The following is an 11,327-nucleotide window of genomic DNA, read 5'->3' as shown; positions in this document are numbered from 1 at the left end:
TCATGAATCGTATCGAACAAACTTTTACTTTATTAAAAAACGATCAAAGAAAAGCGTTCGTTCCTTATTTAATGGCAGGGGATGGCGGATTGGACTGTTTAGTAGACCGCCTGGTTTTACTAGAAAAGTTTGGGGCTTCTGCCATTGAAGTTGGTGTCCCTTTTTCTGACCCGGTAGCCGACGGGCCTACGATACAGCAGGCCGGGATTAGAGCACTAGAAAAAGGTACAACCTTAAAAGGGATTATTGCTGAAATCGAAAAAGCAAGAAAGATTGTTACTATTCCGATTATCCTTATGACCTACTTAAATCCTATTTACTGTTATGGGATCAGTGAATTTGTCCGTGATATTAGCAATGCGGGCGTGGACGCTTGTATAATTCCAGACCTGCCTGTGGAAGAAGAGGAGCTTATTGCGCCCCAGCTTGAAGAAGAACAGGTAGAATTAATTCGTCTTGTTACCCTTACAACTCCAATCGAAAGAATAAAAACGATTGCTAGTAAGGGGAGAGGATTTTTATACTCTGTAACAATAAAGGGGATTACAGGAACGAGAAATGAATACGACAGTGAGTTGCATCAATTTTTAAAACAGGTGAAAGAAGTTAGTCCGATTCCTGTTTTGGCTGGATTTGGAGTTTCTAATGAACATCAGGCATTAGAATTAACAGCTAATTGTGATGGTGTTATTGTCGGAAGTAAAATAGTGGAGTTATTTGAAAGAAATGATCTAGTGGAAATGGAAAAATTAATGTCTGTTTTTAAACAAGAATCAAAAATTGGATAGGAAAAAGTGTTAAATGCTAGCAGGAATTTTGAAATTCTTGATAGAGTTGATTATCTCCCTTATAATATGATTATACTCGTAATATATAAAATTTTTTTCTTGCTGAAAAACATTTGTACGAAACTTCCCATAGAGGAAGTTTTTGTTTGTTTTAATATTTATTTTACAGGGAGTGTAATATCTATGAAGGAAAAAACTGTTGAAGAACTTATGACGATGAAGAATCCGATCATCATTGATATACGCTCGCCAATTGAGTTTAACGATGGTGCTATTCCTGGAGCAATAAATGTGCCTTTATTCACTGACGAAGAACGCCAAGAAATAGGGACTATTTATAAACAAGTTGGACAGGCAGCAGCAAAATGGAGAGCGATGGAGCTTGTATCTCCTAAAATACCCGATTTACTTCAAACTATTAAATCCTTTAATACGGATGGAGAACTGGTTATCCATTGCTGGCGCGGCGGAATGCGCAGCAAGGCAGTCGTAACATTTTTAGAATTCGCCGGTCTTTATTCATGGCGTTTGGTCGGCGGATATAAGGCTTATCGTAATTATATCCTTGAAAATTTGCCAACGATGCTGCCGAACAAAGCTATTGTATTGCATGGTTTGACTGGTGTCGGCAAGACGGAGGTTTTGAAAATTTTAAAAAAGAAGGGATATGCTGTTTTGGATCTTGAAGAAATGGCCGGCCATAGAGGTTCGATTTTTGGTACCATTGGTCTAGGTGAAGGATATAACCAAAAAACATTCGACGCTCTTCTTTTTAAAGGTTTACAAGAAATCCACGGTTTTGACTATTATCTAGTTGAGGCAGAAAGCAAGCGAATTGGCAAAGCAGTCCAGCCGGAGGAATTAATGACCAGCAAGTTTAAAGGCATTAACATTTATCTTCATTCACCAATAGAGCAGCGAGTTCGGCAGCTTGTTACCGAATATGTACTGCCCTATAAAGATCAGCCTTGGTATCTGGAAAAAATTTCAGTTAGTTTAGAAAAGGTGTTAAGAAGGATAAAGGATAATGATATTAAAAAAGTACTTATGCAAACATTAGAGGATCAAAATTATCCTGAAATGATACGAATTTTACTTGAGCACTATTATGACCCACGCTATGATCATGCGAGAGGAGATTACGAAGGAGAATTTTTTGATATTATTGCCGAAAACCCCATTGACGCTGCGGATAAAATTTCTACAATGTTAAAAGACTTTTCGGTAAACCCTCAGCTCGTTCTAAATAATCATTTCTAATCTATTTTTAATGATATTTTCATTTATCTTTATGATTTCTCTTGTATGATGTAATTGTATGAATAATATTTGGGAACCCGCTTGTTAATAATTCAGATTAAATAAGTTCATTTTGCTTAGGTTTGCTTCTTTCTTGCTGCTAAGAACAGGCTTAACCAAAATGAGGGTTTCCAATCGTTAGCACACGTTTCGTACGTGTGCTTTTCTTTATCATTTTGCTGTTGATTTGTGCTCCAGGCGCTTCGCGCACCTTAGGGCGGTTCGGGGAGCCTCCCGCAGGAGTCTTCGCGCCTTCCGCTCCAATCAACATTTATTTTTATGAGATTCTCATTTTCTTTTCATACTGCTTTCCTTTTTCAGCGCTATAATGGCTTCAATTCTAGCTTAAATGCTTAGACTGCTGGAAAAGGAGGAATGCAAGATGCCTTGGGTTCGTTTTGTCATTGTTGGCTTCTTTTCACTAACCGCACTTTCTCTTATGTCATACCAGTCGATTGAAATTGTACATGCAGTAATTAATTTTTTTCATGACAAACATCAGTTAAAATAAAAGAAAATACATTGTGAGCGTGGAAGTATGCCTAAATTATTAATCATTGAAGATGAAAAAAACTTAGCCAGATTTATTGAGCTTGAATTGAATTATGAAGGTTATGAAACAAAAGTTGCCTCAGATGGCCGTACCGGGTTGCAATTGGCCCTTACTGAAACCTGGGACGCCATCCTGCTTGATCTAATGCTGCCGGAATTAAATGGTCTCGAGGTTTGCCGCAGGATCAGACAGGCAAATAAGACCCTGCCAATCATTATGATTACAGCAAGGGATAGTGTTCTCGACCGTGTCTCCGGCCTGGATAGCGGGGCAGATGACTACATTGTTAAACCATTTGCAATCGAGGAATTACTTGCCAGATTGAGGTCCTTGTTTAGAAGGGTTGAAGCATTAGGAACAACAGAATTAACAACGATAACCTTTAAGGATATTGTAGTTGAACTGGAATCCTGTGTGGTTAAAAAAGGCGATAAGGTGATTGCTTTAACCAAACGCGAGTATGACCTTTTAGTGATTTTTATGACCAATATTAATATAGTTCTAACAAGGGAAGTACTATTAAATAAAGTTTGGGGTTATAGCACTGGGGTAGAAACTAATGTAGTGGATGTTTACGTGCGCTATCTGAGAAATAAAATTGATGATCAAAATGAAGCCAGCTATATCCAAACAGTGCGCGGAACAGGATATGTTATGAGATGAAAAAGAAAATAGGCTATTTTTTAAAACGGCTTCCCTGGCAGACTAAATTAGTCTTAAGCAGTTCAACAGCCATTTTTCTAACCTTTTTCTTGTTTAGCCTTTTAGAATATCATACCGTGTCAAAATGGATGTTGAATCGAGAAGAAATTGCCATAAATAGAACCATCACAGATATTGCTGCCTTTTATAAAGTTAAGCCGGGCCCTTTATCTCAACAGGATATAGAAAACAGTGAAGTCTTTATAAGAAAAATGAACGATAAAGATCAGTTGATTAGGGTGTACAATCAAAAGGGAGAACTGCTTGTTTCTGATAAAAATGGCGATTTTTCAGTGTTAGAGCCAACTCCAGCAAAAAATAGAACGACTGAAAGAGTGTCCATCGAAGGTAATGAAGCTATTGTTGCGAGATACCCTTTAATGAGTCAAAAGTTTAAAGGAACCCTTGAGATCGTACGGCAATTAAACAATTATCATAAAATGATGAGTAATCTCTTTTGGGTCATGACCATTTTTGGGTCAGCGGCCATTCTTTTTAGTGCAATTAGCGGGTTTTTTCTTTCAAAACAGCTGCTAAGACCAGTCAGGGATTTGGCCCGAGCCATGAAAAGGATAAAAGAAAATGGTTTTCAAGGAAGAGTGGAATTATACGTGCATAAGGATGAATTAACAGACCTTACAAACGTTTTTAATGAAATGATGGATGAAATAGAGAAGTCATTCATGAAGCAAAAACAATTTGTGGAGGACGCTTCCCATGAATTGAGGACACCCGTTTCAATCCTTGAAGGGCATTTGTCGTTATTAAATCGCTGGGGGAAAAAGGATCCTGCTATTCTTGATGAATCCCTTGATGCCTCATTACAGGAACTATCAAGGTTAAAAAAGCTGATAAATGATTTACTACTATTAACACGTGCTGAAAATCCACGTGTAAAAAGTGGGGATAAAGCGGATATTCCTGCTGTTTTACAACACTTGATTAAAAATATCGAGATTGTTCATCCCGAGTACCAGTTTAAACTTGAAATAGAACAGCCAATTCCTAAAGCTGCGATCGCTGAGCAGCATTTAGAACAAATCCTGATTATTCTCATCGACAATTCGATCAAGTATTCACAGGAAAATAAAACTATCTGGATTTCCGCTTGTAAAAGAGGTCGTGAAATATTTTTATCTGTTACCGACAAAGGAATTGGCATATCTAGTGAACATATACCGGAAGTATTCAATCGTTTTTATCGAGTAGATAAAGCGCGTGGCCGAGAAAACGGAGGAACGGGTTTAGGATTATCGATTGCCAAACGGTTAATTATGAAATACAATGGGTCCATTTCGATTGAAAGTAAAGAAGGCGTGGGAACAAAGGTCAGCATGATTCTTCCGATCAATTAATAGAGAAAATTCTAAATTTTAACACAACTAATTATAACGATATCCTATTATAATAGAATCAAGACCAAGTTGTAGAAAGGGTTGAGAGCAATGAGGGAGTCGAAGATAAGTTATCATCTGTTAGTTGATTGCCAAGAACATGGTGCCTTTACCTTTGAAGATGGTATTAATATGTTCAGTGTTAGTGCTCATTCTCCTACATGCTTAAATTGTGGGCAAAAAGAAGTAAAAGAATTTTTAGAACCAAATATTATCGAAAAACGAAAAATAAACTCTAAAACACTTAAGCACATATCTTTAAAAAAAGTTTTCCTTTAAAAAAGACCGGTTCGGTCTTTTTTTTGTTGTTCATATGAAATTATTTGTTCAAAATTACACACACTAAACAGGGTCGTAAACGTAAAGATATATAGATTCATTTAAAGTCCGACAGGATACATACGTTTTAAGGGGGATTGATGAATGACCAGACCAAATGCAAATAAAAAAGCCTTCCTAAATAATTTTCTTGGGCCTAATCTTGGCTATTTAATGGAACAATTTGAAAAATATAATGAGGATCCTTTGTCAGTTGAGCAGGATATGAGAGTGATTTTTGAACAATTAAACGAGGAGGATTTTATCGAAGCAGGAATTACTGTTCCAGTAACAAATCTGAAGGCACCGTTGGTTGAGAGTGAAAAGATCCTTGCAGCTGTAAAGCTTGCTGAAAATATCCGTACTTACGGTCACCTGGCAGCAAATATTTATCCGTTAGGGAATCAAAAACCAGATGTAACACACTTAGAATTAAAAAGCCATGGAATCAGTGAGGAGGATTTAAAAAATTTACCGGCTGATATTCTGACAAAAAATAGCCCATCGTCTTATCAAAACGCACTAGAAGCGTTTGTTTATTTAAAAGAGATTTATACAAAATCGATTGCATTTGAATTTGACCATGTACATGACGTCAGAGAGAAAAATTGGTTAATGGAAAGAATTGAGGACAGCCGTTTTCGTACGAACCTAACAAATGAAAAAAGAAAAAATATTTTAAAAAGGCTTGTGGAAGTCGAAGAATTTGAAAAGTTTCTCCATAAAACGTTTGTTGGTCAAAAGCGTTTCTCAATTGAAGGACTTGATGCAATGGTCCCGCTCATCGATGAGGTTATTTCTGAGGCTGTTATTGATGGTGCTGAAAATATTAATATTGGAATGGCGCATCGAGGCAGATTAAATGTCCTAGCCCACGTCCTTAATAAACCATACGAAATGATATTTGCAGAGTTTCAGCATGCCCCAAATAAAGAACTTGTCCCATCGGAAGGATCAACAGGCATCAACTTTGGCTGGACTGGCGATGTCAAATATCACCTTGGGCTCAACAGAGAGTTGGATGGCGATCATTCTGTCAGGGCTAGAATATCGCTTGCCAATAATCCAAGCCACCTTGAATATGTTGGAGCGGTAGTAGAAGGATTTACAAGGGCGGCACAGGACGATCGAACAAAGCCTGGTTATGCTGAAGATAATAGTAAATCTGCGCTTGCAATCTTAATTCATGGTGATGCAGCATTTCCTGGAGAGGGAATTGTCGCTGAAACACTCAATTTAAGCAGGTTAAAGGGATATCGTACAGGCGGCACCATTCATATTATTTCCAATAACACAATTGGCTTTACCACGGAATCGGCGGATTCACGCTCGACCAGGTATGCAAGTGACCTTGCCAAAGGATTTGAAATTCCCATCCTGCATGTAAATGCGGATGATCCAGAGGCCTGTATCGCTGCAGCTATTTTCGCCGCAGAATATCGCTATGTATTCCAAAAAGATTTTCTAATCGATTTAATCGGGTATAGAAGGTTTGGCCATAATGAAATGGATGAGCCAATGACAACCAGCCCGCAAATGTATTCGTTGATAACTAAGCACCCTACCGTCAAAGAAATCTATGCGAAGAGTTTAATGGATCAAGGCGTCATAAAACAAGACGAGTTAGCAGAACTAGAAAAACAAATCCGGGATAGATTAGCAAATGCCAATGAAAAAGTTTCAATGATTAAGAAAGATACGGAAATAAGTGTTCCTGAACCACCAAAATTCAAGAAAGAACATGAATCAATTATCACCAAGGTTCCTTTAAAAATACTTCAAAGTCTGAACAGCGAATTGCTTCAATGGCCAAAGGAATTCAGCGTTTTCCACAAACTAGAAAAAATATTGCAAAGAAGATCAGAGGCACTTGAAGAAAATGGGAAAATCGAATGGGCCTTAGCTGAAAACCTTGCATTTGCGACGATTTTGGCTGAAGGAACCCCTATTAGGCTTACAGGACAGGATTCAGAGCGCGGTACATTTGCCCATCGTCATCTTGTGCTCCATGATAGTCAAACAGGTGAAACCTATTCACCGCTTCATCATTTTTCGTCAGCAAAAGCATCATTTGCGGTTTATAATAGTCCCTTAACGGAAGCCGCTGTAGTTGGTTTTGAATATGGGTATAATGTCTTTTCACCAGAAACCTTAGTGATTTGGGAAGCACAATATGGTGATTTTGCCAATGCCGCACAAGTTATATTTGATCAATTCATCGCTGCCGGAAGGGCAAAATGGGGACAAAAGTCTGGTCTAATTTTGTTGCTTCCGCATGGGTATGAAGGGCAAGGCCCAGAACACTCCAGCGGAAGGGTCGAAAGATTTTTACAATCCGCTGCAGAAAAAAATTGGACGGTCGCAAACCTTTCAAGTGCTGCCCAGTATTTTCACCTGTTAAGACGTCAGGCTGCTATGCTAACAAAGGAAGAGATAAAGCCGCTAATTATTATGTCGCCGAAAAGCCTTTTACGTAACCCGCTTGTTTCATCGACGGCTGCTGACTTAAGTGAAGGAGAATTTAAACCGGTAATGGAACATTTCCAATCAGATAGAGACGATAAAAAGGTTGAAAAAATTGTCCTTTGTTCTGGAAAAATATCCATTGATATTGCAGAGCAGGTAAAGGAATCTGACAGTTATGATTGGCTTCAGGTCATTAGACTTGAGGAAATATATCCATTTCCAGCTGATGAATTACGAGGAATTTTTGCAAAGTACGAAAATATCAAAGAAGTGGCTTGGGCTCAAGAGGAGCCAAAAAATATGGGAGTCTGGAATTTTGTGGAGCCGAGAATTAATGAAATTGTACCAGCCGGAATGAAGGTTGACTATATTGGCCGCCGGCGCCGGTCAAGCCCAGCGGAAGGGGAACCGAATGTTCATAAACTTGCCCAATCAAAAATTCTTCAAGCAGCCTTAACAAGGCCAGAAAAAGGAGGTTTACACCATGGCTGAAATTAAAGTACCGGAATTAGCTGAATCGATTTCAGAAGGAACGATTGCGAAGTGGCTAAAGAATGTTGGGGAACATGTAGAAAAAGGCGATTATCTTGTCGAACTAGAAACGGATAAAGTCAATATAGAAATTATTTCAGATTTTTCAGGAACGCTTACTGAACAGAAATTTGCAGAAGGTGATACGGTGCAAGTAGGGGAAACGATTGCTGCTGTTGATGAGAGCGGTCAAAGCAATACTGTGGTTGAAACTGAACAAAAACCGCCTGAGCCAATAGCCCATCAACCAATACAACCTATAGCTGCTGCTGCCGATGGTCAAGAAAAGAAAGAAGAATTAAATTCCCGTCCGATTGCTTCCCCAGCAGCCAGACGGCTAGCTAGAGAAAAAGGGCTCAATCTGAATGATATTCCTGCAGTGGATCCTCTAGGAAGAATAAGAAAGCAGGATGTTTCATCCTATCAACATCCGGTACAAAATAATACTCAAAAAGTAGGAAAAGCTGAAGAAATGGTGTCGAGTCAAAATGATTCTAAACCCATTTTATACGAGCGAATGTCGCGCCGGCGCCAAACAATTGCTAAAAGACTTGTAGAGGTACAACAAACCGCTGCCATGCTGACAACCTTTAACGAAATTGATATGACAGCGGTCATGGACCTTCGAAAAAGGAGAAAGGATAAATTTTTCGAGGAAAATGAAGTCAGGCTTGGCTTTATGTCCTTTTTTACTAAAGCAGTTGTTGCAGCTCTAAAGAAATTTCCTTATTTAAATGCGGAAATTCAGGGGGATCAGCTGTTAGTTAAAAAGTTTTATGATATAGGTATTGCGGTTGCCGCAGAAGAAGGACTCGTTGTTCCCGTGGTAAGAGATGCCGATCGGAAAACATTTGCGGAAATTGAAATGGATATCATGCAACTTGCCGAAAAAGCAAGAACCAATAAACTTTCTTTAAACGATTTACAGGGGGGAACTTTTTCGATTACCAATGGAGGGGTGTTTGGCTCATTACTGTCAACTCCGATATTAAATGGACCACAGGTTGGAATTCTTGGAATGCACAAAATTCAGCTAAGACCTGTTGCGATAGATAAAGAGAAATCGGAGAACCGTCCGATGATGTATGTGGCTCTTTCTTATGACCATCGTATTGTTGATGGAAAAGAGGCGGTAAGCTTCCTAAGTAAAATAAAAGAAATGCTCGAAGACCCAGAGAGTTTGCTTCTCGAGGGATAGGGGAAATTGAAAAACCGCTGAATAATGGTTCAGCGGTTTTTGGCATGTTACGATTCATTGTCGATTCTTAAATGGTCTTAATCCACGTCGTTGAATTTCATCCTTTAATATTTTAATCCATTCCTTTTCCTTACCAGACTTCAAAGCGTCCCGATACGTTACAACCAGCTGCTCATTACTCATAATTTTCAATGTGAGAATGCCTCCTTGGAAAATGGATTGAATATTCAGTTTTTACTATTGTAATGGTTTTCTTTTAGTTTGAGAACCCCTAATTCTTAAAAATAAAAAAGGTTCATAAAATGTTCATAGAGTGTTCACAGAAAAGAATTATATTTTAAAAATATTGAATATTCGTATAAATATGGTAACATACTTTTGAAAGCGTTTTATTGTATTTTTATGTACATAAGGGGGATGGAAGAATGTCGGCATTATTAAATGTTACCATTGGTGAGCTTTTAGAAGAAAAAGCAAAATTACAGCCCGACAATAAAGCAGTGATATACTCAGATTGGGATTTAAGATGGTCTTATCGCGAATTTAATGATATTTGCCGGCTTGCAGCTAAGGGTTTGATGAAACTAGGAATAGATAAGGGTGAACAGCTTGCTGCCTGGTCGACCAATACTCCTGAATGGCTGATTACTCAATTTGCAACAGGTAAGATGGGAGCAGTACTAGTTACCGTTAACACCAACTATCGTACAGCGGAACTTGAGTATCTTCTGCAACAATCAGATTCCACAACCATTATTCTAATGGATGCATGGAAGGAATCCTCCTATATTGATATGCTCTATGAAATTGCACCAGAATTAAGGACATCGGAACCAGGTAAGCTGGAAAGCAGCCGTCTGCCATATCTAAAAAATGTCATAGTCCTCGGGGACAAACGCTATCCTGGAACCTATTCCTGGGCTGATATAATGAAGCTTGGCCAATCGGTCTCTGATGAAGAATTAAATCAGAGAATGGATTCACTGGAGCCGGATGATGTCATAAATATGCAGTATACTTCTGGGACAACGGGTTTCCCTAAAGGTGTAATGCTTACCCATAATAATATCGTTAATAATGGCTTTAATATCGCCAGTTGTATGAAGCTGACCGCACAAGATAGACTTTGTATTCCAGTGCCATTTTTCCACTGCTTCGGTTGTGTTCTAGGGACAATGGCTTGTGTTTCAGTGGGTGCGACAATGGTTCCTGTGCAGGAATTTAGCCCGAAAAGGGTTTTACAAACAGTACAGGATGAAAAGTGTACAGGACTTCACGGAGTCCCTACGATGTTTATTGCAGAATTGAATGACCCCGACTTTGAGAAATATGATTTATCAACTTTAAGAACGGGAATAATGGCAGGCTCGAACTGCCCCATTGAGGTTATGAAGGCAGTTATTGAGAAAATGGGAGCAACAGAAATAACGATTGCCTATGGACAAACAGAGGCATCACCTGTGATAACCCAAACTAGAACGGATGACCCGATTGACTTACGCGTAGAGACCGTAGGAAAAGCCCTTCCGAAAGTCGAGGTTAAAGTAGTTCAACCAGGTACATCAAAAGAAGTTCCTTTTGGGAATCAAGGAGAACTTTGTACTAGAGGCTACCATGTGATGAAGGGATACTATAAAAACCAATCAGCTACAAATGAGGCAATTGATGCTGAAGGATGGCTCCATACAGGCGATTTGGCCGTGATGGGTGAAAACGGCTATTGCAAAATAACCGGCCGTTTAAAGGATATGATTATTAGAGGTGGAGAAAATATTTATCCACGTGAAATTGAAGAATTTCTCTACTCCAATCCGAAGATACTGGATGTTCAGGTAATTGGTGTCCCTGATGAAGTATATGGAGAAGAAGTGATGGCCTGGATCATTTTAAAAGAGGGCGAGGAGGCAACGGCAGAAGAAATCAGAGAATTTTGCATCGGGAAAATTTCGAGGCACAAAATCCCTCGTTACATTGAGTTCACCGATGCCTATCCAATGACGGCCTCAGGAAAAATACAAAAATATCTTTTAAAAGAAAAAGCTATCGAAGCAGTTAAAAATTAATTTCAATCTAATATG

At 38.8% G+C, this 11,327-nt stretch carries 10 protein-coding genes; 9 read left to right on the top strand and 1 reads right to left on the bottom strand.

The window, feature by feature from the left end; genetic code table 11:
* Positions 1 to 2: 2 nt before the first annotated feature.
* The 8 genes from trpA to odhB all read left to right on the top strand — a co-directional run bounded on the left by trpA (position 3) and on the right by odhB (position 9,249).
* Positions 3 to 788 (top strand): tryptophan synthase subunit alpha, encoded by a 786-nt coding sequence (gene trpA / locus ACIFOT_RS02565; RefSeq protein WP_430061350.1) that lies wholly within the window; start codon positions 3 to 5, stop codon positions 786 to 788.
* Between the two features lie 183 nt (positions 789 to 971).
* The gene (gene mnmH / locus ACIFOT_RS02560; protein ID WP_430061348.1) at positions 972 to 2,048 is read left to right on the top strand and encodes a tRNA 2-selenouridine(34) synthase MnmH; all 1,077 of its coding nucleotides are present in this window, start codon (positions 972 to 974) and stop codon (positions 2,046 to 2,048) included.
* Between the two features lie 421 nt (positions 2,049 to 2,469).
* Positions 2,470 to 2,598 carry a hypothetical protein gene (locus ACIFOT_RS02555; RefSeq protein WP_335443136.1) on the top strand — a complete coding sequence of 43 codons (129 nt, stop codon included), beginning with the start codon at positions 2,470 to 2,472 and terminating at the stop codon, positions 2,596 to 2,598.
* A gap of 27 nt (positions 2,599 to 2,625) precedes the next feature.
* Positions 2,626 to 3,303 (top strand): response regulator transcription factor, encoded by a 678-nt coding sequence (locus ACIFOT_RS02550; protein ID WP_430061345.1) that lies wholly within the window; start codon positions 2,626 to 2,628, stop codon positions 3,301 to 3,303.
* Complete coding sequence (locus ACIFOT_RS02545) at positions 3,300 to 4,697, top strand: HAMP domain-containing sensor histidine kinase (RefSeq protein ID WP_430061343.1); 1,398 nt, start codon at positions 3,300 to 3,302, stop codon at positions 4,695 to 4,697. Before ACIFOT_RS02550 ends, ACIFOT_RS02545 begins: the two co-directional genes overlap by 4 nt.
* A 90-nt stretch (positions 4,698 to 4,787) precedes the next feature.
* A complete protein-coding gene (locus ACIFOT_RS02540; RefSeq protein ID WP_430061341.1) occupies positions 4,788 to 5,015 on the top strand; it encodes a hypothetical protein in 228 nt (75 codons plus the stop codon).
* A gap of 144 nt (positions 5,016 to 5,159) precedes the next feature.
* On the top strand, positions 5,160 to 8,012 hold the full coding sequence (locus ACIFOT_RS02535; protein WP_430061339.1) for a 2-oxoglutarate dehydrogenase E1 component: 2,853 nt from the start codon (positions 5,160 to 5,162) through the stop codon (positions 8,010 to 8,012).
* Complete coding sequence (odhB, locus tag ACIFOT_RS02530) at positions 8,005 to 9,249, top strand: 2-oxoglutarate dehydrogenase complex dihydrolipoyllysine-residue succinyltransferase (RefSeq protein WP_430061337.1); 1,245 nt, start codon at positions 8,005 to 8,007, stop codon at positions 9,247 to 9,249. Before ACIFOT_RS02535 ends, odhB begins: the two co-directional genes overlap by 8 nt.
* 54 nt (positions 9,250 to 9,303) lie before the next feature.
* Here odhB and sda read toward each other — a convergent pair whose 3' ends face one another.
* Positions 9,304 to 9,432 (bottom strand): sporulation histidine kinase inhibitor Sda, encoded by a 129-nt coding sequence (gene sda / locus ACIFOT_RS02525; protein ID WP_430061580.1) that lies wholly within the window; start codon positions 9,430 to 9,432, stop codon positions 9,304 to 9,306.
* 242 nt (positions 9,433 to 9,674) lie between these two features.
* Here sda and ACIFOT_RS02520 point away from each other — a divergent pair, with 242 nt between their 5' ends.
* Positions 9,675 to 11,312 carry an AMP-binding protein gene (locus tag ACIFOT_RS02520; RefSeq protein WP_430061335.1) on the top strand — a complete coding sequence of 546 codons (1,638 nt, stop codon included), beginning with the start codon at positions 9,675 to 9,677 and terminating at the stop codon, positions 11,310 to 11,312.
* Positions 11,313 to 11,327 lie beyond the last annotated feature (15 nt).

The sequence above is a fragment of the Neobacillus sp. NRS-1170 genome (genome assembly GCF_050468025.1).
This window is presented reverse-complemented; position numbering and strand designations above follow the sequence as displayed.

Coding starts and splice junctions, on each gene's coding strand:
- mnmH (WP_430061348.1), top strand. CDS start 972: ATGAAGGAAAAAACTGTTGAAGAACTTATGACGATGAAGAATCCGATC.
- odhB (WP_430061337.1), top strand. CDS start 8,005: ATGGCTGAAATTAAAGTACCGGAATTAGCTGAATCGATTTCAGAAGGA.
- ACIFOT_RS02555 (WP_335443136.1), top strand. CDS start 2,470: ATGCCTTGGGTTCGTTTTGTCATTGTTGGCTTCTTTTCACTAACCGCA.
- ACIFOT_RS02545 (WP_430061343.1), top strand. CDS start 3,300: ATGAAAAAGAAAATAGGCTATTTTTTAAAACGGCTTCCCTGGCAGACT.
- trpA (WP_430061350.1), top strand. CDS start 3: ATGAATCGTATCGAACAAACTTTTACTTTATTAAAAAACGATCAAAGA.
- ACIFOT_RS02535 (WP_430061339.1), top strand. CDS start 5,160: ATGACCAGACCAAATGCAAATAAAAAAGCCTTCCTAAATAATTTTCTT.
- ACIFOT_RS02520 (WP_430061335.1), top strand. CDS start 9,675: ATGTCGGCATTATTAAATGTTACCATTGGTGAGCTTTTAGAAGAAAAA.
- sda (WP_430061580.1), bottom strand. CDS start 9,432: ATGAGTAATGAGCAGCTGGTTGTAACGTATCGGGACGCTTTGAAGTCT.
- ACIFOT_RS02550 (WP_430061345.1), top strand. CDS start 2,626: ATGCCTAAATTATTAATCATTGAAGATGAAAAAAACTTAGCCAGATTT.
- ACIFOT_RS02540 (WP_430061341.1), top strand. CDS start 4,788: ATGAGGGAGTCGAAGATAAGTTATCATCTGTTAGTTGATTGCCAAGAA.